Here is a 24,942-nt window from a genome sequence, read left to right as displayed (position 1 = left end):
TCAGCACGGTGTTCGGCCGTCAGACTGGGGAGCGTGAGCGACTTCGATCTCCTCGTCCTCGGCTCGGGGCCCGGCGGGCAGCGCGCGGCCATCGCCGCCGCCAAGCTCGGCCGCAGGGTCGGCATCGTCGACCGGCGCGACATGATGGGCGGCGTCTGCATCAACACCGGGACGATCCCGTCCAAGACGCTCCGTGAGGCCGTCCTCTACCTGACCGGGCTCAACCAGCGCGAGCTGTACGGGCAGAGCTACCGGGTCAAGGATGAGATCACCGTGGCCGACCTCGGGATGCGCACCCAGCACGTCATCGGCCGCGAGACCGACGTCGTCCGCAGCCAGCTCGCCCGCAACCACGTCACCGTGCTGCCCGGCACCGGCCGCTTCCTGCAGCCCGACACGATCGCCGTCAGCGGAACGGGCGACCGCGAGCAGAAGCTCACCGCCGACCGCATCGTGATCGCGACGGGCACCCGCCCGGCGCGGCCCGAGACCGTCGACTTCGACGACCGAACGATCATGGACTCCGACGGCATCATCCACATGGACCGCATCCCCGAGACCATGGTCGTCGTCGGCGCCGGCGTGATCGGCATCGAGTACGCCTCGATGTTCGCCGCGCTCGGCACCAAGGTCACCGTCATCGAGCGGCGCGAGCGCATGCTCGACTTCTGCGACCTGGAGATCGTCGAGGCGCTCAAATACCACCTGCGCGACCTGGCCGTCACCTTCCGGTTCCGCGAGAGCGTCGCGTCCGTCGAGCGGATGGCGCACGGCGCGATCACCGTCCTGGAGAGCGGCAAGCGGATCCCCGCCGACACCGTCATGTACTCCGCCGGCCGCCACGGCATGACCGGCGACCTGTGCCTGGAGGCCGCGGGCCTCGCCGCCGACCACCGCGGCCGGATCAAGGTCGACGAGCACTACCGCACCGAGGTCCCGCACATCTACGCGGTCGGGGACGTGATCGGGTTCCCCTCCCTCGCGGCCACCTCGATGGAGCAGGGCCGCCTCGCCGCCCACCACGCCTGCGACGAACCGGTCTCCCAGATCCACGAGACCCAGCCCATCGGCATCTACACCATCCCCGAGATCAGCTTCGTCGGCCGCACCGAGGACGCCCTGACCGAGGCGAAGATCCCCTTCGAGGTGGGCGTGTCCCGCTACCGCGAGCTCGCCCGCGGCCAGATCATCGGGGACTCCTACGGGATGCTGAAACTCCTCGTCTCACCGGAGGACCGGCGGCTCCTCGGCGTCCACGTCTTCGGCACCGGCGCCACCGAACTCGTCCACATCGGCCAGACGGTCATGGGCTGCGGCGGCACCATCGACTACCTGGTCAACGCCGTCTTCAACTACCCCACCTTGGCCGAGTCCTACAAGGTCGCCGCCCTGGACGCCATGAACAAGATGCGCCACATCGCGCGCCTGTCCGGCTAGGACGGCCAGAGCAGGTTCTCCAGTTCGGCGTCGATGTCGATGAACTCGCTCTCCTCGCCGGCGGGCACCGCCTGGTACGTCCGGTGGAGGAAGTCGGCGAGAGGGGAGAGCGGCACCTCGAACAGCGCGTCCCCGAACGGGGAGGACAGCGCGATGTTGAGCGTGCCGTCGTCCTCGCCGGGCCAGACCTCGACGTCCCCGTCTCCGACCTTGCGCACGATGCCGACGGTGAGCAGCTCCCGAGCGAAGATCCACTCGACCGGCTCGTCGTCGCCCACGTAGAAGGCCATCCGGATCGCGTACGGGTCGTCGGCCGCGTACTCCAGCCCGGCCAGCAGAGGGACGGTCGTGCGGTCGGGGACGACGAGACGAAGGCCCAGCTCTGCTGAGACGGTGGTACTGCTGTTCATGGCCATTCCCTCTTACGTCGGTCCCGCTGGCTCACGGGGTGCCTCGGTGGCGGTACTCCTTCTCACCGACATCCCCGCGATCTATGACGCCTAACTGCTTGAACTCGGCCGAACATTCCGGCGTCCCCGGCGTTTGTGATCCATCTCACCATAGCAAAACCCGCGTCTGACCAGGGCAAAAGCGGATCATTCGCAAGTTTCCTTCGCCTCGGCCCGCCTGCCCCGCAGGCCGATCCGCGCGCTCCCCCGGGCCCCCGCGGGCCCATCCGCTGCCTTAGGGTAAAACCGTGGCAATAAATCATGAAAAAGAGGCCCCACCGCCGGAACCGCGCCTCTCGCACCGCTTCCGCGCCCGGATCCGGCGCAACCCCCTCCTCAACACCGCCTGGCGCGCCGCCGTCTTCCTCACCGGCGCCGCCGTCCTCACCGGCGGCCTGATCATGATGGTGACCCCCGGCCCCGGCCTCCTCGGCATCGTCATCGGCCTGGCCATCCTCGCCACCGAGTTCGCCTGGGCCCAGCGCGCCCTCCACCGCGCCAGAACCGCCGCCGACCGCGCCAAGGAGAAGGCCCTCGACCCCCGCACCCGCCGCCGCAACACCATCCTCGGCGCCCTGGCCGCCGTAGCCCTCGCCGCCGCCCTGACCGCCTACCTGGCCGTCTACGGCCTGACGCTGCCCTGGAACATCGAAGACCCCACCTTCTGGACCTGACGCCACAGTCGCCAAGCGTAACCAATCGACTCCCGTCCGTCCCTCACCCCCGCCGCCAGGCAAGGCGCCCCCCCGCCTCCACAGGCGCAAAACCGGCGCGCGACCACCCCCCGACATGCGCTAGAGTTTCCGACGTCGGAACGCACGTTCCGCAGGGGCGATTAGCTCAGTGGGAGAGCGCTTCGTTCACACCGAAGAGGCCACTGGTTCGAACCCAGTATCGCCCACCCCAAGTTTCCGCAGGTCAGAGCGTCGTCCACGGCGTGATCTCGTCTGTCCCGATGAGCGCTTCGTAGTCTCGGGAGCCAGTTTCGGGAGCCACCGTACGCTTCGCAGATTCCCGAAGCGCTCACCCAGACGGTCGATCATCCTGAGTGCCCCATCAAGTGCTGGTCGAGGTCGATGGCGAACCGCACTGGCTGCCATGAGGATCTTGTGGCCCGCTGCGAGTCGGCGTTCTCCGCTGAGGTACACCGACATGGTTGGCGGACCGTGCGCGATGTTGGGCGAGCCGGTCATCGTCGGTGAGCTTGTCGGGCGGCGTGACGATCCAGCCAGTCACCTCGCGAACCTTCGGCACCGGCGGCGGTGTGGTCCGGACGGCATGTGCGCGCAGCTGAGCAGTGACTCGGCGCAAGGTCCGGGCGGTGTCGCGATAGCCGCGTGCGCGCAGTTCCTCCGGCAATCGGTCGGTGCTGCGGCAACCCTCATCCCCACCGCGCATGCAGGTAGCCACGATGTGGGTCCAGGAGTGTCGTTCGGGGGCAACGCCCCTCGGGCAGCAGCTCCTCTGCGATGGCCGCGTTGAGGTAGCGGCCCACCGTCTTGCGGTCAAGGCGCAGGTCACGGTCGATCTCGGTGATGGTCAGGTCGCGACGCGTAGCCTGGTGGACCTCGTCATGACGCGCCCGGGTCCGGGTGGCACCCGGGCTCTCCCCGACGTCGCCGGCGTCGGCAGCAGTCGGCGGGGGGCCGGTTCCTGCCGCGGTTCGCGGAGACCGCTGCGGTGACGGGCGACGGCCCGTTCGACGGCACCGGTCAGGTTATGGAGCAGATGCCAGCGGTCGGCGACCCGGATCGCCAGGGGTGCTCCGCGCTGGCCGCCCTCGGCGTAGCATCCGGCGCGATCTCGGCAGATCGCCTCGACGCCGGGATGGGCCTCCAGCCACGCAGCGACCGACGCGGCTGACCGGTCCGGCAGCAGGTCAACCGGACGCCGGGTCTCCACATCGACCAGAACGGCGCCGTAAGTCGCACCGCGCCGCAAGGCAGGATCATCGATCCCCAGCACACGGGGTGTCGGTGGTCGTGGATCGGCCGCTGCCGCGGATCAACCGCAGAAGTGTCGAGCGGCCGACCGTGGAGACCAGGCGTCCGGCCAAGCGCTCGGCCGCGCGGCCGCCCAACGCCAGCGCGATAGACCGCAACGCCTCCGTCAACCGGGCGCTGCGTCGGCCATGCCGGACGGTCAGCCCCGGAACCTGCTCGGCGAACGTCTTCTTGGTGCACCCGATGTTGCGGCAGAAAAGCCGGCGAACCTGCAGGTGGAGGATGGTCTTCTGTCCCGCGACCGGCCAATCGCAGAGCCGCCGTTCATAACGGCTGTGCACCCTGGTCGCCGTGTGCCCGTACTTCGGGCAGATGGCCTCGACAGCCCGGGTTCTGGCGCGTATCCGTACGGACCGGCCCACCAGAGACACCCGCTCGACGCACACGTCGGCGAGATGGGGAAACAGGACCGTGAGCACTTCCGTGATCGACACCGACCATGCTCGCGATCAAGATCCACACTACCGACGAGAACACCCGAACCGTGACCCTCGCGGCCCGCAGCGATCACGCAAAGTGGGTCAGAGCCAGTTCCAAACGGCCATTGACACTCATCTGAGCCTGACACAGAGGGCAGAGAAGAAGGACCAGTGGGTGAGGTACGCAAACAGCCACGCGTCAGGCCAAAGGGGCGGCGGAGCGCTTCAGACCCGTGGGGGTGCTGACCAAATCTGACTGGGGACGCCTCGTATCCCACGGCCTTACCTCGGCTGGGGATCGGCTCAGTTGGTCCCAGCGAAAAGCGGGGCTGGCGTCCTGCGGCCCAGGGAGGCCAGGGCCATCCCGGAAGGCAGCGAGCGTATCATCGTAGTAGCACGCTGACTGCTCATTGAAACCGGTCCAGAGTGCAAGCATCTGTTGCTTAAACATCGGCCCACGACCGCATACGGTCAGCCATGTGATCACTTTCTGAAGCGAACCGATGACAACCCGTCCTAGTGTTCAACGAGAATTAGTAGAGGACGCTTAAGTGATCCAGATGGATGACCGCTGATCCCTGTGACTCAGATCACTAAGCGAAGATCAACGAGAGATCTTCCCCTAGCCCGGGGGGCGGGTTACGTTAAGGCAGCTTTAACAAGCCCTTTACACCTTGGGGTCCATATGGGTCGCGGTGTCACAGCCCGTCGTGTGCCTGTCATTCGGTCGCTTTTGTTTCACCGACCGGCACCGCTGGCCCGCCTCTTGGTTCTCATAATGGTGGCCGGAGCGCTTCAGGCTCCATTGGCTGTCGTGTCGCCGAAACCCCCAGCCCTCGCTGAGGAACCGCAACCGGATTTGACGGAGCAGCAAGCGGTCGCGAAGGCAAAGCTGACCGGTGAGTCAGTGGAGATCGTGTCGCAGCGCGGAGAGAACCGGACGGTGCGAGCCCTGCCGAACGGCCGCATCGATGTCGAAGAGCGGCTCCGGCCGATACGTGCCCGGCAGGGGGACCAATGGGCGGACATCGACACTAGTCTGCATCGCTCCGGCGAAACGATCGTCCCAAATGTGTCGACAGTTGGGCTGAAGTTCTCGACTGGTGGGACCGGCCCGATGGTGCAGATGACGCGGTACGGTCGCAAGTTGGCGCTTTCGTGGCCGCAGGCACTGCCGGAACCGACTCTCTCTGGGGACACAGCCGTGTACAGCGGCGTGGCCGGCCCAGACGTTGATCTGCGTTTGCGAGCACAGGCGGACGGATTTGCGCACGTCTTGGTGATCAAGACGGCGGAGGCGGCCAGAGATCCGCGGGTTTCCTCCTTGGCATTGGCAATGTCGACAACCCGCCTATCTGTGAGTGAGGAGGAAAGCAGCGGGGTACTAAAAGCAGTTGACGCCAGTTCGGGCGCTGTGGTTTTCGAGGCACCGTCCCCTTTCATGTGGGACTCCTCTCAGGCAGCCTACGGGACCCCGCAGGCCCGCACCCAAGCAACGGTAGATCCGGCCGAAGAGCCTGTGGAAGGAGCCAAGACGGCTCCCATCGAGGTATCCGTCGGGGACGGCAAGCTCACCTTGACGCCGGATCAAGGGATGTTGACCGCACCGGACACCACTTTTCCGGTATACATCGATCCGGTATGGGACACAAAGAAGGCAACCGGTTGGGGAATGGTCTCATCAGGGTGGCCGGACCAGTCGTACTACAAGTTTGCTGGGAAGTCGACCGAGGGGATGGGGCGCTGTGAGGTGGCTAAGGACCCGAACTGTGTGAAGAACCAGACCAAACGACTATTCTTTCGCATGCCCCTGCCATCCCTGAAGGGCCGCTATATCCAAAGTGTGGAGTTCACCCCGTTCGAAACCAGTGCTTACAACTGCGACAACCCGACTTCGGTTCAATTGTGGCGGACGGCGACGCTGCAGTCGTATGCGACGTGGAACAACACCAACAAGTCATCAGTATGGCTTGAGCATCTGACCTCGAAGGATGTAGTTCACTGCTCGAAGGCCCCGGTGGAGTTCGGAGGCGCCAATCTGCGTTCGCACGTGCAGGATGCAGTGAACAAGGGATATGGAAGTATCACCCTAGGGTTGAAGGCATACAGCGAATCGACAATGGACTGGTGGAAGCGATTCGCTGACGATGCTTACCTCCACGTGCAGTACAACAACCCACCGAAGCAGCCTGATACCGACACGATGTTCGCGATGCCGGGAGGCACTTGCGTATCCGGGAGCGCGAAGTGGGTCAACACCGTTCCAAAGGTCTTTGCTACTTTGATCGATCCGGACGACGAAGACAAGAACAAGGTACAAGGCCAGTTCACGCTCCACTGGGCAAATAATGCCGATGGCTCGGACTGGGGTCCGAAATGGACCTCTGGACTGACGCCGGCGAAGACTTCAAACACTCAGTTTCAGCAGCAGTTGCCTTTGACGATTCCGCATGGAAAGAAGATCGGCTGGGGTGTGAGGGCCTGGGACGGCGAGCAATGGGGACCGTGGAGCTACGATGGTGCGCAGACTGGCTGCTACTTTTACTACGATCCGGACCTGCCGGCCAAACCGAGCGTTACCTCAACGGACTACCCGGAAGACGATAACTGGCACGATGGCGTGGGCACCCCGGGTACGTTCACGATAAGCGACAGCGCCCAGCTCGCTGATCGCTACGAGTTGTGGTTGAACGGCTTCTACTACAGCACTTTGAGTACTACTGCCGGCGCTGCTCGCCAGGTCCAGATCGCTCCTTCTAGATCAGGCCCCAACCATCTAGACGTAGTGGCGTACACCCCCTCTTCACAGCGGGGAGCCACATACACCTACAACTTCCTGGCTAATCTAGGTAGACCAGCAAAAGCTCGGTTCACACTGGACGAGCAGAGCGGAACCACCCTGCAGGCGGTGACTCGCGAAGGCGAGCCCACGATCTCCGCGACCGCGCACGGCGGCTCCGTTGTGGGAGTTGACGGGCAGGACGGCCGTGCGATCAAACTGGACGGCTCGACCGGATATGCCTCCACCGAGACTCCGGTCATAGACACCAGCAAGAGCTTTGCGGTTGCAGCGTGGGTGTGGGTTGACCCGAATGCTGCGGGCAATGACTTCACGGCGCTGTCCGCGGAGGGTAACAACAAGAGCGCTTTCTACCTGAAATACGTGAAACATCTGCAACGCTGGGTGTTCGCTCGCACGGCGGCTGACTCCGACGACCCGGGATGGTGGCAGGCAGAGTCCGCGACACCTGCGCAGGCTGGCGCCTGGACGCACCTGGTCGGCGTTTGGGACTCCGCGCTCAAACGTCTCCGGATCTATGTCAATGGTGTTGTGGGTAATGACAGCGCCGAAGTTACCTCGGTGTGGAACGCGACCGGCGGCCTGCAGATCGGACGCGCACAGTATGCAGAGAATCCCGTGGACTTCTGGCCGGGGCTGATCGATGACGTGCGTGTTTACGACCGCAGCGTGGGAGGTCCCGAAGTCGAGGAGCTGGTGAAGCAGTATCCGGTTCTGAAGGGGCGTTGGAAACTCAACACCGCTGAGGGCGTGGCCAGCCCAGGGGAGCCGGAAGAGCAGGAAGTGCCCGCGTTGACGCTAGAGAACGGGGCGGAAATATCTTCCGACGCAGGATTCAGCATCTGGGCTTCACCAGCAGGCCTATCTCTCGCTCAGCCAGGGGCCTTCGCCGAGACTTCGCTGGGGCTTGAGACAGAGCAAAGCTTTACGATCGCGGGCTGGGTCCGCAGCACGGAAAGGCCGCTAAAACCAGCAACTGTATTCTCCCAGGCAGGAACCAATACCAATGCGGTCACGCTCCGGTACGTCCCGGGTGCAGATCCAGAGGATCAGGGCGGATGGCAAGCGGTGATGCGCAACACCGACACTGTGACCGCAACGCCCCTGGTGGCGTCGCACTCGAAGTTCCTGCCGGGGGAGTGGGAACACCTGGCGATCGTGTACGACGCGTTGCGTGACCGCCTCAGCCTGTATGTCAACGGAGAACTTCAGCAGACCGCCGATGAGATTTCGGAGGAGGACGGCGTCCTGGGCTTCGAAGCCAGCAACGGCGGCCTTCAGGTGGGCCGCAGCAAACTCGGAGCAGCCGACGGCACCGAATTTTGGCCGGACGCAATCGATGACCTATGGGTCTATCAAGGTGCCCTAACCGCCAGCCAGATCCAGACCTTGGCGGCTCCGGTCGAGCGGGAGACCAGCGACGGCCCCTGACCGACTGGTTCCTGTCGCGCCGCCGACCGAGTCCCCCCGCACACTGCTGACCTCTTGCCGAACTTGTGATGCTCACGCCCCTCTGACAGGTGGCGGCGATGGAGGATGTCGTGAACGCACCCCGCAAACTGCAGAGACGCACCCCCCGCAAGGTGCTGCTCCTGGGACCGCGGCGCATCGTGAGCATGGCCGCGGCCGTCATGACGCTGGCGATGCCGATTGGGTTGGTCACGGTTGTGCCGGCAACAGCCGAACCTCCCAACTCTCACCCCCCCACGGTCAGCGATCACGAGAAGCCGGTTCCCGGGCACAACCTGAAGGTCCGCCCACGCAAGGCTCACGCATCGACTAAACCTGGGCCAGCGGCGAAGGCAGCTTGGCCCAAGCCGGGCACCGCCGAGGTCCGTGTTCCCAGCGCCGCGTCAAGCGGTCGTGTTCAGGCGGGGAGCCTGCCGCTACAAGTGCTCCCCCCAGCGCAACAGACAAGGACCGCCCGCGCCCTACCGGTAGCGGACAAGGTTCGACTTCAGGTACTGGAACGGCAAGCCGCGGCCAACCTCGGACTGGACGGGCTGGCCTTCACCGTGGCGCGCACCGATGCCGCAGTCCCCGGCCGGGTCAAAGTCCGACTGGACTATTCGACGTTCGCTCAAGCGTTCGGCGGTGCCTATGGCGCGCGCCTGCAGCTCATTCAATTGCCACCGTGTGCCCTAACGACGCCCAATTCGCCTCATTGCCGAACGGGCAAGCAGGTGATGTTGAACAACGATGGGACGAGCAAGACCCTGACCGCCGAGGTGGAAGCCGCGCCTGCTGCCACCTCCGGGTCGCCAGCAGGCGCCGCACCGCAGAACGCCACTTTGCTCGTCGCCGCAGCCGGTTCGTCCAGTTCGCAGGGGAGTTACCAGTCCACCTCGTTGGAGGCGTCGGCGACCTGGCAGGGCGGCGGCAGCGGCGGAGACTTCACATGGTCGTATCCGATGCAGGTCCCCCCTGTGCCCAGCGGCCTAGCGCCCGACGTGACGCTCTCCTATTCCTCGGCGAGCGTGGACGGCCGGACCGCCAACACCAACGGACAGCCATCCTGGGTCGGCGAGGGTTTCGACCTATGGCCGGGCTACATCGAACGCCGCTACAAGTCGTGCGAGGACGACGGCGCCCCCAAGGACGAGTGGGGCAACTCACCCGGTGACCAGTGCTGGGGTTATGACAACGCCACGGTGACGTGGAACGGCAAGGGCGGGGAGCTGATCAAAGCCGCCGACGGAACCTGGCGAACGCGCGGTGACGACGGCACCAAGTTTGAGAAGCTCACCAGCTCTTCCAACGCAAACGGCGACGATGACGGGGAGTACTGGAAGGTCACCACGACCGACGGCACTCAGTACTTCTTCGGTCTCAACCGGGTCACCGGCAAGCCGGACACCGACTCGACCTGGACGACACCGGTCTTCGGTGATGACGCCGACGAACCATGCCACAAGTCGGCGTTCGCCGACTCCTGGTGCCAGCAGGCCTACCGCTGGAACCTGGACTACGTCGTCGACCCGCATGGCAACGTGATCCTCTACACCTACGGCCAGGAGACCAACCACTACGGCCGCAACCTCAAGCCCGAGGACGAAACCCCGTACGTCCGCGGCGGCTACCTCAAGACGATCTCCTACGGCCTGCGCAAGGACAACTTGTCAGCCAAGCCTCCTGCGCAAGTCACCTTCACTACCGCTGAAAGATGCATCCCCACCGACACCTTCGATTGCGACCCCTCCAAAATCGGCACCAACCCGGACAAATGGTGGGACGTGCCGTGGGACCTGCACTGCGACTCCGGACAGGAGTGCAAAGACACCCACGGCACAGTGGCGCCCACGTTCTGGTCCCGCCAGCGGCTGAGCAAGGTCACCACCCAGATCCTCAAACCAGACGGTTCCGGGTACCGCCCGGTCGACTCCTGGGCGATGAACCACGACTGGGGAACGGCTGACGTCGAGCGAGACCTTCTGCTCCAGCAGATCCAGCACACCGGCTACACCGCCGAGGGGACTGGAACGACCTTGCCGAAGGTCACCTTTCACCACATGCAGATGGACAACCGCCTGGACAAGACCGGCGACGACATCCTGCGCTACATCCGCTACCGGCTCGGCGCAATCGACGACGAGTCCGGCGGCCAGATCGACATCGCCTACTCCGAACCCGACTGCTCCCTGTCGAACCTACCGACGCCGGAAACCAACGGCACACGCTGCATGCCGGTGATCTGGACACCCCCAGGACAGGAAGATTTCATCACCGACTGGTTCCACAAGTACGTGGTGACCTCTGTGATCCAGACCGACCGCACTGGCCTGTCCCCGGACATGGCCACCAAGTACGAGTACCCGGACGACGCGGCTTGGCACTTCGACGACGATGACGGGCTCACCAAACAGAAGAACAAGACGTGGTCGCAGTGGCGCGGCTACGGGCACGTTCGCGTGCTGACCGGCGACTACGCCGCCCCCTCCACTCAGGCCGACACCTATTACCTGCGTGGCATGGATGGGGACCGCAAGACCAAGGACGGTGGGGAGAAAACCGTTACGGTCTCTGACGGTGAGGGTGGCACTTACACCGACCACGATGCCTTGGCCGGCTTCCCCCTCAAGACCGTCCAGTACACCAAGCCCGGCGGCAGCGTCCACAGCAAGACCGTTAACACCCCCTGGCGGGTGCAGACCGCAACGCGAGCACGGTCTTGGGGCACCACCACCGCCAACGTCGTTCGCACAGACACCACTCATACCTGGACCGCCAAGGACGGTGGCGGCTGGACCGAAACAAAGACCGATACCGACTACACCAGCACCGGGCCTGGCGTCGGCCGTGCCACCGCAGTCAATGACCTCGGCGACATCACCACCGCCGACGACGACGCCTGCACACGCACCACTTACGCCGACAATATCGATGCCTGGATAGTGACGACCCCCTCGCGCGTGGAGTCCGTCGCGGTCGCTTGTACCGCTACCGCCAACCGACCAACCCAGGTCATCTCCGACGTCCGCGCCTATTACGACAATGGTGACCTAGACCAGGCACCCTCCAAGGGCGACGTCACCAAGATCGAAAACGTCGCGACCTATGACGGTGCGACGCCCGAATACGTGACGCAGGCGCAGACCCGCTACGACGCTTACGGCCGGACCACAGAGGTCACGGATGCCAAGGGACAGACCAGCACCACGGCCTACACCGAAATCCAGGGCCTGACCACCAAAGTCCAGAGCAAGAGCCCGCCGGCCAAAGCCGGTGACGCCACTACCGCCCTGACCAACACTCAGGAACTCGACCCAGCTCGTGGACACCCCACTCGGACGATCGACGCCAACAACCTTCACACCGACCTGGTCTACGACGGACTCGGACGACTGACTCAGGTCTGGCTACCCAACCTAGTGAAGGGCAGCGACCCTTCCCCCAACTACCAGTTCGAATACCGCGTGATCGAAGGCGAGATCGTTGCAGTCATCACCAAAACCGTGACCGCCAGCGGCCTGCGCCTGGACAGCATTCAGCTGCTAGACGGATGGCTGCGACCCCGCCAGACCCAGAGCCCTGGTCCCAGCGGACGACTGATAAGCGACACTTTCTACGACGATCGCGGCCAGGTCACCAAGACCTACGCTACCTACCCGGCCCTTGGTGAACCCGACACCGAACTCTTCGGCATCGAGGCCCCGGGCGCAGTCGAAACCCAGAGCCACACCAGCTTCGACGGCCTCGGCCGCAAGAGCATCGAGTGGCTCTCCACCGACAACGGTGACCAGCCGGCCCAGGAGCTGTGGCGCACCACCTACTCCTACGGCGGCGGCAACCGTGTTTCAGTCACCCCGCCCGATGGCGGAACCCCCATCGCGCAGATCACAAACGCCCGCGGCCAGGTAACCGAACGTCGCCAGTACCAGACTGCAACGCCCACCGGCGACTACGACGCTACCCACTACACCTACACGCCAGCCGGCCAGATCGCCTCGGTCACCGACCCGTCGGGCAACACCTTCACCACCACCTACGACCTACGCGGTCGCAAGACCCAAACCACCGACCCCGACAAGGGCACCACCACCCTCACCTACAACGACCTCGACCAACTGACGTCCACCACAGATGCCCGCGGCAAAAAGATCTTCGTCGACTACGACGGTCTGGGACGCAAGACAGCCACCCACGAGGGCACCGCCGACGGCCCCCTGCTCACCACCTTCACCTACGACACCGTCAGCCGCGGAAAAGGAAAACCCGCCACCGCCACCCGGCACCTTGACGGCGCCCAATACACCAACCAGATCCGCGCCTACGACGTTCTCGGACGCATCCAAGCCACCACCATTACAATTCCTCAGAAGGAAGGGGCACTAGTCGGCTCCTACACCTTCTCCACTGCCTACAACCTTGACGGGACCGTCCAATCCAACACGGTGCCCGCGGCAGGCGGCCTCCCCTTGGAGACGCTCAACTACAAATACGACGACTGGCTGCGCCCCCTCACCCTCACCAAGACCGTCAACAACATCACCACAACCTACGTCGGCAACACCGTCTACTCCCCGACCGGGAAAACGAAGATCCTCGAACTCGGCTCGGCCGGAAAACGCGTGTGGCAGGACTTCACGTACCAGCACGGCACCCAACGGCTCGACACCGCGACAACCACACGTGAAGGCATTGCCGGCACAGACCGCCAAGCCACCTACCACTACACCGACTCCGGCAACATCACCTCAATCACCGATCTCTCCCACGACGGCACTGACAACCAGTGCTTCTCCTACGACCCCCTGCAACGCCTCACCCAAGCCTGGACACAAGGCACTACCGATGCCTGCGCCAGCGAACCATCCGCCCCAGCCATCGGTGGCCCCGCCCCGTACTGGCAGAGCTTCATCTACGACAAGGCCGGGAACCGCACCAACGAAACCCGCCACGGACTTGGCGGCGTCACCGACACCGTCCGCACCTACACTTACGCAACTCCCGGCCATGGCAACCGGCTCAACAGCATTGCTCAAACCGGGCCAGACGGAGAACGCACCGACACCTATACCTACGACGACGCCGGCAACACACTCACCCGCGCCATAGGCACAAGCCCCTCCAACCCGACTCAAACCATGGAGTGGGACGCCGAAGGCGAACTCACCAAGCTCACTGAAAACGGCAACGACACTTCCTTCATCTATGACGCCGACGGCAACCGTCTCATCCGCAAAGACCCCACTGGCTCCACCCTCTACCTGCCTGGCACCGAACTCCGCGCGGTCACCGGCGCCTCGACCGCCACCGGCACCCGCTATTACAGCTACGGCGACCAGACCGTCGCCATGCGCACCTCCGACGGCGCGCTCACTTACCTAACCGGCGACACTCAAGGCACATCACAGGTCGCTGTTAATGCCACGACCCAGCAGGCCACCGTCCGCCGCTTCACTCCCTTCGGGTCTCTCCGCGGCTTCGACGACGATGCCACCTGGCCCAACGACAAAGGTTTCCTCGGCGGCACCCAAGACCCCGCAGGCCTCACCCATCTCGGCGCCCGCGAGTACGACCCCGACACCGGCCGCTTCATCTCAGTCGATCCCGTCATGGTCCCGGCCGATCCTCAACAGATGAACGGCTACTCCTACGCCAACAACAACCCGACCACCCACGCCGACCCCGACGGCCTATGCCCCCCTGACATTTGCGGCATCGGTGTAGTAAATCCCGGCCACTCGGAACCAGCGAAGCACGGCGGCGCCGGTGGATGCGGCCACGACTGCGGCCCACCTGGAAATCACACGGGCCAGAAAACCCGTAGGCCTTCCGGGCGCTCTGGATCCGGAAACTCGGCGGGCGGCTGGAGAGGCTGCTCGGTAACCGCGGTCTACGGGGCGGGGGTCTGCTATACGCCGCGGGACAAGCTTCGGCAGCTGGCGGAACCGCAGGGCCCACCGCCCCCGCCTCTTGATTGGCGCGATGGAATTGACGCGACCAAGTGGGCGATTAGCAAGTACATCGGCTATGACGATATTAAACAATGCGTTACCGGAAAGAGTGCCGGGTCTTGCGTGTGGGCAGGTATAGGCCTCATCCCTGTGGTAGGAAAAGCTGCAAGGCCGGTCGCCAAACTCGCAAGAATCGCCTGGCGAGCAAGACGAGCCGCCGAAGGAGTGAAGGCGGCTGGATTGGTAACGAGACTATGCAACAGTTTTGTCCCTAGAACGCAAGTTGTAATGGCGGACGGTAGCCGCCGCAGTATCGGAAAAATCAAAGTAGGGGATAAGGTACTCGCCACCGACCCCAAGACGGGGAAAACATCGGCGCAGCCGGTACAGGCTGTCATCGCCAGTAGAGGCGACAAGAAGCTAGTGCAAATCAGCATAAAAGCTGATGCTCCTCAACTCGTTCCAGGTGCCACTCGCCTTAATAATATTAAGGGCCTGACGGGAAGCCGGGGCACCAAGTCCAGTGCGATTATTGCCACCGACGGGCATCCCTTCTGGGTGGCCGGCGACACCAACGATTGGGTCAAGGCCGCTGACCTCAAGCCGGGTATGTGGCTCCGCACCAGTGCCGGCACCTACGTCCAGGTCGCTTCCACCCGCCACTGGGCTGTACATCATCAGAGCGTCCACAACCTCACAATCACCAGCATCCATACATATTATGTGGCAGTTGGTGACACCTCGGTCCTGGTTCACAACTGTGGCATCGCCCTCGGCATACAGAAAGAGGGTAAACTGGCTCAGTTCGCTGCTGACAGAGGCCTGAAGACGTTTACGCATCTGGATCGAGATGGCGCGCTCGCAGCAGTCCGGGAAGTTGCAATGGAAAATCCAGACACAAAAATTCATGTGACACTGGACGGATTTAAGCCTCATCCTAAATTTGAGGGCGAAGCGGGGCCTGCAGATCTATTTGAGGCAGCATATGACAACGGAAAAGGTGATAATTGGTTCACAACGGAGAGAGAGATGGCGATCATCGGAGATGCAGTTCGGCGAGGGCGTCGCACGTGGGACAGTATAATCTTCTACCGAGGCGGTGACGTAGTCGATATGCCAATACCAGAGTTCCTTGGAGGTTAGACGTGGAGCGCCTGATTGGATGGAGCCGAGAATTCCGGCTGTGGCATTACTCGGTGAGTTATTCGCAGCTGCTGATTCGTAGTGTAAATATCGAAAGAGAGCGGACGCGTATCGATGTCCTTTTCAGTAATGTTCGACGCATTCTCCTGAGCCACGAATATGCCGCTCTTGTCATTGACCAACTTGGAGTTGGCGATTCGGGACGTGAGGTAGTAGAGGGCCATGAGGAATGGCAAAATGTTTTCCTGATCAACGGTGGACCGGACTTTATCGTTGCTTCCCATTGTAAATGGCATGAAGATGTTGGGGATGCCCGATCTCCGTCACATTTTGGGCCATTGCGAAGGACTGATTGAGTCGCCCTAATTGGTGAATTTATCACACGAAGGGGACTGTGATTTTAAAGCCCCATTTTTGCGTGGGCATGGTGATTTGTCGAAGCTGTGTAGGTGGACTTGATATGGTCCGACTCGCGGGACTTGTTTCTGGTCGCTAAGTTAGTACTCCAGCCGCATTTAGTGATCGATGAGGCGGCGTTGTCGTTGGTAGTGGCAGCGGCGGGCGCGGGTTTGGTGGCGGCGTCGCGAGCGTGACCAGCGGATTCGGTGTTGGGGTGGGTGCCGGGGTTGGTGGAGGTGGGTGTGCAGGCGGCGGATCTCGTTGACGGTGAGCGGGACCATCTCGCCGGATTCGTCCCGGTCCGCGTCGAGGGGACGTGACCGTCCCTGCTGGTCGGGCCCCCTGTGTGGCGAGGTCGTCAGCCTCGCCATCGTTGGTGTCGCCGGAGTCTGGGGCGCCGGGGTCTGGGGGCGGGCCGGCGGCCAGGAAGGCCGGGTGGGCGTGGGCGACCATGGCCAGGGTGACGTGCCGGTACCAGGCGGTGTGCTTGCGGACCTGGTAGTGGTCCAGGCCGACCTCGTTCTTGGACGCTTGGAAGCATTCCTCGATGCTCCAGCGGGAGCCGGGCCACCCGCACCAGCTCGGGCAGGTCCACCGGCCGGTTGGCTGCGCACCGGTAGGACGCCAGGTCGGTGGGGTCGCTGATCGACCGGCGGGACAGCCCCCAAGTGGTGTTCGCCCTGGTGTTCACCCAGGCCGATCCACGCCCAGTCGTACCAGCGGCGGCCCTTGGCTCCGTCCCCGCACGAGACCCGCTGCCACGCTGTCTGGTCCAGGTCGGCGAACGCAGTGTCGGCCCGGGTGCGGGCGCCGCCGAGTACGAGTGGGTGGTCGCGGGAGACCGCGAACAGCAGTTCATGCCGCGGCCGGTACAGCGGCGGCGCAGCGCGGTGTTGTCGCCGTAGGCCTCGTCGTCGGTCACCCACCCGAACACCAGCAGCGGGTCATCGCAGGTGCGTTCGATCATCCGCCAAGCCTGCTCCGGCTTGGTCGCGAACAGTGCACCCTCGGGGATGCCCGCGTCGGCGAGCCTGTCGGGATCGGCGAACCGGGATTCGGGCAGATGCAGCTCCCGGTCGATGAGAACCCGCTGCTGGTCGGGGTTCACATACGAGCAGAACACCCCGATCTGGCACTTGGTGATCTTGCCTTCGGTGCCGGTGTATTGACGCTGCACCCCGGCCGAGCGGCGGCCCTTCTTCTCGAACCACGGTGTCGTCGACCACCAGCACCCCGTTCAGCGTCGCCGAGCCGCTCGGCCACCTGCGCCCGCAGCGCTTCCCGCACCTGGTCGGCGTCCCAGCGGGCGTGGTTGAGCAGCCGCTGCATCCCGTCCGGCCGCGTGTACCCGGCGAACTCCGCCGACCAGCCGTTCTTGCGTTCCAGTCCGCTCAGCAAACCCAGCAGAAACCATCGGGCCCGCACCCGGGGCTCCCGCCGTCCAGGAACGGGAGCCACCACCTGCGCGAAAAGCTCATCGAACCCATCAGCCCACCCGGCCGGGTCGACATCTTCTACAGTAAGGGGCACGGCCACCGCCGATCGTCTGGTTCACACACACCCAGACGATCACAGCGGTGGCCGTCTCACGTCCCGACCTCGACCAGACCGAGATCTCCAAGGGGGGATCACTCCAGGGGTGGAGACGTTCTGCAGTCGTGGGTGGCGGGGCTGGATGACCTGTTCGCTCGGGTGGCGGGCCGGTTCGTCGGGGTGGAGCCGCGGCGGCAGGCGCGGGCGTATGTGACCGGGCTGCTGGCGCCGGTGGAACGCAAGAACAGCTGGCAGTTGGCCGAGGCGGCGGGGGATGCGGCGCCGGACCGGATGCGGCGGTTGCTGGGCAACGCCCGCTGGGATGTGTCGGGTATACGGGATGACCTGCGCGAGTACGTCTTTGAGCACCTCGGGCCGACTCGGGGGTGCTGATCGTTGACGAGACCGGGTTCATCAAGAAGGGCACCGGATCGGCCGGGGTGCAGCGGCAGTACTCCGGCACTGCCGGGCGGGTGGAGAACTGCCGGCTGGGCGTCTTTGTGGCCTATGCGTCCACGCGCGGGCGGCGTTGATCGATGCGGAACTGTATGTGCCGAAGTCATGGCTGGCCGACCGGGAACGCTGCGCCCGCGCGGGCATTCCCGGGCAGGCCCGGTTCGCGACCAAGCCGGTGCTGGCGGGACGGATGCTGGACAGAGCGCTGAACGGCGGCGGTGTCGGGGCCCCGGCCCGGTGGGTGACGGCGGACGAGGCCTATGGCCAGGACCATAAGTTCCGCCGCCATCTGGAGGAACGCCGAGTCGGATACGTGGTGGCGGTGCCCAAGAGCCAGTCACTGGGACCCGGTATCGGCTACGGCAACGGCGGGTCACGCGCCGACGCCGTCACCGCCGACGCACCGGCCGAGGCGTGGAAGCAGCTATCGGCCGGCCAAGGGGCCAAGGGCGAGCGCCTGTACGAGTGGGCCATGGCCGGTCTGGAGCCTCACCCCGGCGACGACCTCGGCGGGCCCGAGGCGTTCGGGCGGTGGCTGCTGGTGCGCCGAAGCCTCACCCCGAACGAACAAGGCGAACTCGAACTGGCCTTCTACCTGTGCTTCGGCCCGGCGGGCACGACCATGCAGGAACTGGTCCGCGTCGCCGGCGCCCGCTGGGCGATCGAGGAATGCTTCCAAGCCGCCAAGAACGAGGTCGGCCTGGACCAATACCAGGTCAGACGGTACGACGCCTGGCATCGGCACATCACCCTGGCCATGCTCGCCCACGCCTACCTCGCCGTCACCGCCGCCCACGCCCCAAAAGCAACCGCGGCCTGGTCCCCCTCACCCCGGCGGAGATCCGCCGTCTCCTGGCACACCTGACCAGCGCCGCCGCCAGATCCCTCGACCACGCGTTGGCCTGGTCGATCCTGCGCCGCACCCGCCAAGCACGCGTCCGCAGCACCCACTACTGGAAACGCTGGCTCCGCCACCACCACATCCAGATTTAGATCACAAACCCTGATAGTAGTATTAGAAACCATTATCGGCCTCCACGCCTGCCATGTAGAGAGACCAGCGCTGTTCCCTCAGGATTCTTCCGCGTGCCCTCGGGAGCCAATTTCGGGAGCCACCGCAGTCAGGCTCCGATCGACCCAACTCGACGTAGTCAGGGCGTTTTTGCAGGTGAGAGGCTCCCCGTTCGACTCGGATGGACTTAGATCGACTTCTCTGCTTTGCTTCACACCGAAGAGGCCACTGGTTCGAACCCAGTATCGCCCACCCCAAGTTTCCGCAGGTCACAGCGCCGCTCACGGCGCGATCTTGTGTGTTCCAATGAGCGCTTCGTAGTCTCGGGAGCCAGTTTCGGGAGCCACCGTACGCTTCGCAGCTTCCCGAAGCGCTCACCCAGACGGTCGATCATCCTGAGTGCGCCATCCGGGGCCGGTCGAGGTCGGCGGCGGATGCCATGCTGGCTGCCTTGAGAATCTTGCGGCCCGCGCGAGTCGGCGCTCTCTGCTGAGGTACGCCGACATGGTCGGCGGACCCTACGCGATGTGGGCGAGCCGGTCATCGTGCCCGGGTAGATGGGGCGGCCAGCTACGTCTTGCGTGGGCACGGCAAACCGCGGACGCTGGCCAGCGCATGTCACGGCGCTGGCCGCCGAGTGCCGCGCGGCGCGGCGCCCGCGCCAACGACACCGAACTCGACGCGTTTCTCATGCATCATTCCCGCTGTCTGCACTTGATCGAGTGGCGTTCCACGGCTCTAGAGGTCTTGTTTCTTGGATCAGGTGCGAAGCCAGATCGCGAGTGTGGCGACGGTGACGGTGCCGAGGTAGACATAGGCGCGTTTGTCCAGCACCGGATCGCCCTGCTTTGTCCCGCCGTGAGGCCCCTTCTGAGCAGCAACCACCGGCGGCGCCGCCCGTGGTGCGCCAGCGGCATGCTGATGGGCCCGCGCCGTGGTGGAGTCCACCGACACCTCCCAGTCGATCGCGTCCTCGGCGTCCTGGGCCGCCTGGACCCGCGACAGCAGCAACTCCCAGGTCCCATCGGCCGACCAGCGACGATGCCGCTTGTAGACCGTCTCCCACGGCCCAAAACGCTCCGGCATGTCCCGCAACGGCACACCCGTCCGGACCGGGAACAGCACACCGTTGATGACCACCCGGTGATCACTCCACCCGCCGCCTTGACCACCACCACGCGGCAGAAGCGGCTCCAGCCGCTCCCACTCACCATTCGTCAGATCCCCTCGACCACCCAGGCTGAACAGCCTGACCCCAGCCCCCTGATCACCTCAGGAGATCCAGGAAACAGGACCTTGTGCTCTAGAGAGCTTCAATAGTTGGGGTTACCGGAGGGGAGTGCCTAATTAACGGCGGATCCGATGATCAAGGAGACGCCAGGTGACCGACACCATCGTTGGAGACGAGTCCGGGATGGCGCAGGGTCCGGCGGATCGCCGCCGAGCTGTAGGCATTGTCGGCGATCACCCGGTCCGGCCGGCACCGCGGACGCCCCCGCGCAGGTCGCGGCACCCAGATCCCAGCGAGGACGTCGGGGAAGGCAGTGCAGTCGTTGACGTTGCCGGCGGTGACCACGATCGACAGCGGCATTCCGAGCCCGTTGACGGCCAGGTGGACCTTGGTGGTCAGGCCGCCCCGTGACCGCCCGAGGGCCTGCCCGGCCGCCGGTGATGCCGGGTTCGTCCCGTCCGGTTCCCCTTTTCGCGGGCACCGGCGGCGTGCTGGTGCGCGCGCACGATGGTGGAGTCGAAGCTGACGGTCCAGTCGATGCGGCCGACCGAGTCGTCGTGGACCTGCACGTGGGTGAGGATGCGGTCGAAGGTGCCGTCGGCGGCCCACCGCCGGTACCGCTCGTACACGGTCTTCCAGTTGCCGTACCGCTCGGGCAGGTCCCGCCACGGAGCACCGGTGTCCAGCTTCCATAAGATCCCGTTCAGCACCGTGCGGTGATCGGCCCACCGGCCGCTCCGAACGGGCTGCGCGGGCAAAAGCGGCTCGATCCGCCGCCACGCCGCATCGGTCAACTCATGCCGTCGCACCATGACACACCCTCAACCCACACCCAAAGATCGACCTCAGCCAAACACCAAGATCTACCGGACAGGCCCTAGCGGTGCGCCAGGCCGATTCGTGTGTGGATCCGCGGCGGGCGTTGACCAGCTTGATGCCCTTGGCCTACACCAGGCCCCGGGATTTGTCGTGGTCGTAGCCGCGGTCGCCAACAGCCACCCGGGGCTTCGACGGTGCCACAGTCCGGCCCCCGACCGGTGGCACCGCCTTCAGCCACGACATCAACTGAGCCATGAGCGGATGCCGATGGCTGTTACCGACGCAGCCGTCTGGGCCGGCTGCCGATCAGCCTCCGAAACGACGGAGTGCGCGTGGTCAAGCACCCGCGTGGACGTATGCAGCCCACACTGACGGCAAGTTCGGATACCTCGTCCTGAATTGCCTGACCGTGCGATGGACCACCGTCGACGCGCACAATGGCCCGGATTGATCCGCGATCAACTCGCCGTAGATCTGTCGGCTGAAGGCTGGTGCCACGGCATCGTCGACGCGCCAGAGCGTGCCGACCACCTGGGAGAACCCGGCTATCTGAAAGGCCGCCAACGGGTGGATCGCCTCGTCGGAAAGGTGCGCGGTGGTGCGGGCCGTGTCGCAGACGGACAGAAACGCGAACTCCGCATTCCGCAAGCGCAGGCGGGAGATGTCCAGGACCCGAAACGGCGCGCGGTGGTGGTCGTGCAGCGCGAGGTGGCTGTCCGAAGGGTTATCCGGGTCGCTGTACCCGTGGCAGGCGAAGTGCGCCCAGCCGCTGGCCGGCAAGGCGTCGAGAACGGCGTCACGAGTCGCGTCCGCGCCGACCAGGACCGTAGCACCGGGTATGAGAGCGGCCAGGTGGTCGGCTTCGACCTGTGCGCCGGGCAGGTCCGGGGCGTCCGGCGTGTGCGGCATCGCGACCACCAGCGGCCGCGGCTCGTTCCCGTCGTCGCGGCGACCCGCACGGGCGTGGCCTAGAGCGCGGATCGTCGGCGTTATCGAGGAGACGACACGGTCAATGAGCACAGGTCCACCATCGCGGTGGTGGCCCGCCGCGTGCAGGGGGAGCAGGCTGAGCAACCCGACTGGGGCCCACCAGATCCTCGGCCACGGACCGTCCGCTGCCGGTTCCGCCGTCAACCCCAGTTCGCCGAGCACAGGGCCCGCGACCGTGTCCCACAGCCACTCGAGGGTGTCGTGGATCGCCTGCTCAGCCTCCAGCCGCCCCTCCGTGAACGCGGCGTGCAGAGCGCGCACGCGGTGCCTCACGGCCTCTTCACTCAGACCGTCCAGCGCGCGTGACCGGACCCCGTCCAGAGTGATGATCAGCGCGTCACACCCGTGCCGGCTGACGTTGACGTACACGATCGGGCCCTGGTGCGCCTGCGCGGTGAGGTCGGTGAGCAGGGGGGGCCGGAGGAAGCGCTCCATCTCGGGCAGCGCACGTATTCGATCGGTCACCGCGTCGAGTTCATCGGTGAGGGCCACGCGGTCGCTCGTAGTGTCGGTTTCGAACTCCGCGGCGAGGGTCCGGAAGCGCTCGGCCAGCTCGGGCGCCCGCTCGTACAGGTCGGCGAGATCGTCGCGACTGTCGAGGGCCTGGGCAGCGAGCACGCAGCGCCCGGATTCGAGCAGGGTCACCGCGCTCACCACGTCGCCGGCGACCAGCGCGCACGCAGCCGCGTCGGCGGCGAGCCCGGCGAACTGGCCGAGCCAGTACTGGGCGTCCTCGCGGCCCAGACGACGCCCGGCGAGCCGGGGCAGCAACCGGACTGCGGCGGCGTATCCCTCGGCAGCCGCCTCGAACTGCCCGGCTTCGACGGCCAGATCACCCCACCGGTACGCCCCTACCGCCCGGCTCCCCACCGGTGATCCGGCAGACGTCGCGGCCTTCCGGTAGCAGTTGAGCGCTTCGGTCAGCGCGTCGGCGTCACCTAGGTGCCGGAAGCCGAGCGCTAGGACGCCGGCGACGTCGGTCAGGAAACCCGCCTGAGAAGGGGCGTCCCTCTCAGGCCGCCGCGCCGCACTGCGGGCCAGGCCGACCGCCTCGTCGAGAACCTGTGGATCCGGCGGCTCCCGTCGCGCGGCGGCGGGTGCTACAGGGTTCGTGCACCAGTCGCCGAGCGCGGCGGCCAGGCTTGCCGCGTACCCGGGCCAGTCCGGGCTGTCCTCCGGAGTCGCGGCCACGGACGCGCGACGCGCGGCGATCGCGTCCCCCAACGCCTTCCGGTCGCCGAACCTCTCGTACGCCATCCCCAGCACACCGCCGAGATTGGCCAGCCGCACTGCCCGGTGCGGGTCGTCGTCCGCCGTCACATCCACGGCCGCGCGGTGCGCGTCGATCGCCTCGTAGAGCACACTCGCCTCGCCCGTCCTGGTGAACCAGTCGGACAGCATGGCGCCAAGATTGGAAAGCCGCTGGGCATGCCCGGCGACCAAGCCCGCGCCGAGCCGGACCGACTCCCGCGCCTGGTCGACCGCATCCGACAGCACCTGCAGCTCACCGGTTACCCGAAAACGGTTATGCAGCACGACGGCGAGGGTGCCGAGCGCACGCGAGTGGTTCCCCTGCCCGGCGGTGGCCTGGGCGGCACGGCGAGCGACGTCGATCGCCTCTATGACGTGGGCTAGGTCTCCGGTCGCGTGGAACAACGCGTTCAGGTTGACGGCGAGGTTGCCCATGAACTGGGCTTGCAGCGGATGGCCCTCCGACGTGCACGCGACCGCATCCCGCTCGATGGTGACGGCCTCCGCCAGCGCGGCGTGGTCACCCAGCTCTTCCCCGCGGGCGGCCAGCGCCGCGGCGAAATGATCCAGGCGAATGCCGCGTCGCGGGTGCCCGGCGGGGGTCGCGGCCGCCACCGAGCGCCCGAGCCTGATCGCCCACTCAAGCAGGGTCGGATCCCGGGTTTGCCTGAACTCGGCGGCATACCGACCGCACGCTTCGGCGTCGGAGTCGGCGCGTTCCCAATCGCCAGCTAATCCCAGGTGCTCGCCGGTGAGCGCAGCCCAGTCTCGTTTCGTGATAGCCAGTTCGGCGAGGTTCTGCGAGTGCCGCAGATCCGTGACCGGGGTGTGGGCTACCAGGGCTTGCCCGACCCGAAGCAGCTCGGCCAGATCATCCGGCACCCCACGAGCCTGGTAGCGGTTGTCGAGCAGGTAAGCGAGGCTCTGCAATCGGTCGAGCACTTCAGGCGACCCGGCCGGCGTTAGATCCACCGCTTGCCGCGCCGTGTCGACAGCTTCATCCATGACACTGCTCTCCCTGGTCTCACGGGACCAGTCGTGCAGAACCACGGCGAGAAGGTGCAGGACCCTCGCGGTGATCAAGTTGTCGGGGGAGCACGCGACGGCGGCCCGCGCGTGTTCGACGGCTTCCGCTAGGAGGTCTAGGTCCTTCGTTAAAGTGAACGCCGTCCGCAGCGCGACGACGAGGTTGCCCAGGTAGGACGCCTTCTCCGTGGACGGTTCCTCATCGACGGCCGTTCGGCTCCACTCCAGGGCCTCGGCCAGGGTCCCGTGGTCCTGGTTCTGCAGGAACGCGGTGTGTAGCAGCATGCCGATGTTGCTGGCGTAGCTGGCCGACTTCTCTGGGCTTTCGAACGCCAGGAGGTAAGCCTCAATGGCTTTCCGGACGGCTTCCCGCAGGAACCGGAGGTCGCCGGTCTGGTGGTAGCGGGTTTGCAGAAGGCCCCCGAGATTGGACAGCACCGAGTCGCGCTGGGCCACGTCTTCGGCGGCCAGCAGGTCACGGCCGAGGTTGATCGCCTTCTCGACCGATGCGGGGTCCGGGCTGTGCCGGGCCACGCTGAACGCCTCCCAGAACCGATCGGCCAAGCCGTCCGCAGGC

General features: G+C 65.3%; 10 protein-coding genes, 1 tRNA gene and 4 pseudogenes. 8 read left to right on the top strand and 7 right to left on the bottom strand.

Annotated elements, in window-relative coordinates:
* The first annotated feature begins 33 nt into the window (after nt 1-33).
* Complete coding sequence (sthA, locus tag CHC11_RS13030) at nt 34-1,437, top strand: Si-specific NAD(P)(+) transhydrogenase (protein WP_089311953.1); 1,404 nt, start codon at nt 34-36, stop codon at nt 1,435-1,437.
* Here the strand turns inward: sthA and CHC11_RS13025 are convergent.
* Entirely contained in the window at nt 1,434-1,847 is a 414-nt protein-coding gene (locus tag CHC11_RS13025; protein WP_089312133.1) for an SsgA family sporulation/cell division regulator, read from the bottom strand. The two genes, sthA and CHC11_RS13025, sit on opposite strands and share 4 nt — an antisense overlap.
* Before the next feature lie 287 nt (nt 1,848-2,134).
* Between CHC11_RS13025 and CHC11_RS13020 the strand changes: the two genes are divergently transcribed.
* The gene (locus tag CHC11_RS13020) at nt 2,135-2,560 is read left to right on the top strand and encodes a TIGR02611 family protein (protein WP_089311952.1); all 426 of its coding nucleotides are present in this window, start codon (nt 2,135-2,137) and stop codon (nt 2,558-2,560) included.
* 155 nt (nt 2,561-2,715) lie between these two features.
* Nucleotides 2,716-2,787, top strand: a tRNA-Val gene (locus CHC11_RS13015).
* Nucleotides 2,788-3,425: 638 nt separating this feature from the next.
* Here the strand turns inward: CHC11_RS13015 and CHC11_RS43860 are convergent.
* Nucleotides 3,426-3,788, bottom strand: a complete 363-nt coding sequence (locus tag CHC11_RS43860; RefSeq protein WP_425427310.1) for a transposase — start codon at nt 3,786-3,788, stop codon at nt 3,426-3,428.
* A 46-nt stretch (nt 3,789-3,834) separates the two neighbouring features.
* A complete protein-coding gene (locus tag CHC11_RS13005) occupies nt 3,835-4,323 on the bottom strand; it encodes a transposase family protein (protein WP_089311950.1) in 489 nt (162 codons plus the stop codon).
* Nucleotides 4,324-5,167: 844 nt separating this feature from the next.
* Between CHC11_RS13005 and CHC11_RS13000 the strand changes: the two genes are divergently transcribed.
* The 3 genes from CHC11_RS13000 (at nt 5,168) to CHC11_RS40305 (ending at nt 16,004) form a co-directional block, all read left to right on the top strand.
* The gene (locus CHC11_RS13000; RefSeq protein ID WP_179278835.1) at nt 5,168-8,539 is read left to right on the top strand and encodes a LamG-like jellyroll fold domain-containing protein; all 3,372 of its coding nucleotides are present in this window, start codon (nt 5,168-5,170) and stop codon (nt 8,537-8,539) included.
* 98 nt (nt 8,540-8,637) lie between these two features.
* Nucleotides 8,638-15,648, top strand: a complete 7,011-nt coding sequence (locus CHC11_RS12995) for an RHS repeat-associated core domain-containing protein (RefSeq protein ID WP_143227058.1) — start codon at nt 8,638-8,640, stop codon at nt 15,646-15,648.
* A 2-nt stretch (nt 15,649-15,650) separates the two neighbouring features.
* Nucleotides 15,651-16,004 (top strand): hypothetical protein, encoded by a 354-nt coding sequence (locus CHC11_RS40305; RefSeq protein WP_143227057.1) that lies wholly within the window; start codon nt 15,651-15,653, stop codon nt 16,002-16,004.
* Nucleotides 16,005-16,405: 401 nt separating this feature from the next.
* Here CHC11_RS40305 and CHC11_RS43855 read toward each other — a convergent pair whose 3' ends face one another.
* Nucleotides 16,406-17,224 carry a transposase gene (locus tag CHC11_RS43855; RefSeq protein WP_089311947.1) on the bottom strand — a complete coding sequence of 273 codons (819 nt, stop codon included), beginning with the start codon at nt 17,222-17,224 and terminating at the stop codon, nt 16,406-16,408.
* Between the two features lie 473 nt (nt 17,225-17,697).
* On the opposite strand from CHC11_RS43855, the pseudogene CHC11_RS12985 reads away from it, so the two are divergent.
* Nucleotides 17,698-19,043 (top strand): annotated as a pseudogene (locus CHC11_RS12985) (IS701 family transposase).
* 576 nt (nt 19,044-19,619) lie between these two features.
* Nucleotides 19,620-19,766, top strand: a pseudogene (locus CHC11_RS43850) (hypothetical protein); the annotation flags it as partial.
* Nucleotides 19,767-19,909: 143 nt separating this feature from the next.
* Here the strand turns inward: CHC11_RS43850 and CHC11_RS12980 are convergent.
* From CHC11_RS12980 to CHC11_RS12965, 3 genes and pseudogenes are all read right to left on the bottom strand, one after another.
* Nucleotides 19,910-20,287 (bottom strand): annotated as a pseudogene (locus CHC11_RS12980) (IS5 family transposase); the annotation flags it as partial.
* Between the two features lie 166 nt (nt 20,288-20,453).
* Nucleotides 20,454-21,091, bottom strand: a pseudogene (locus CHC11_RS12970) (IS5 family transposase); the annotation flags it as partial.
* A 343-nt stretch (nt 21,092-21,434) separates the two neighbouring features.
* A complete protein-coding gene (locus CHC11_RS12965; protein ID WP_218826060.1) occupies nt 21,435-24,929 on the bottom strand; it encodes a CHAT domain-containing protein in 3,495 nt (1,164 codons plus the stop codon).
* Between the last annotated feature and the right edge of the window lie 13 nt (nt 24,930-24,942).

The organism is Actinomadura mexicana (assembly GCF_900188105.1).
GTDB classification, from domain to species: domain Bacteria; phylum Actinomycetota; class Actinomycetes; order Streptosporangiales; family Streptosporangiaceae; genus Spirillospora; species Spirillospora mexicana.
Note: the sequence above shows the minus strand (reverse complement) of the source record. Positions and strands in the feature narration are given on the sequence as shown.

Bases quoted from the DNA above. Each gene is read 5' to 3' on its own strand.
- CHC11_RS12995 (WP_143227058.1), top strand. From the start codon at position 8,638: ATGGAGGATGTCGTGAACGCACCCCGCAAACTGCAGAGACGCACCCCC.
- CHC11_RS13025 (WP_089312133.1), bottom strand. From the start codon at position 1,847: ATGAACAGCAGTACCACCGTCTCAGCAGAGCTGGGCCTTCGTCTCGTC.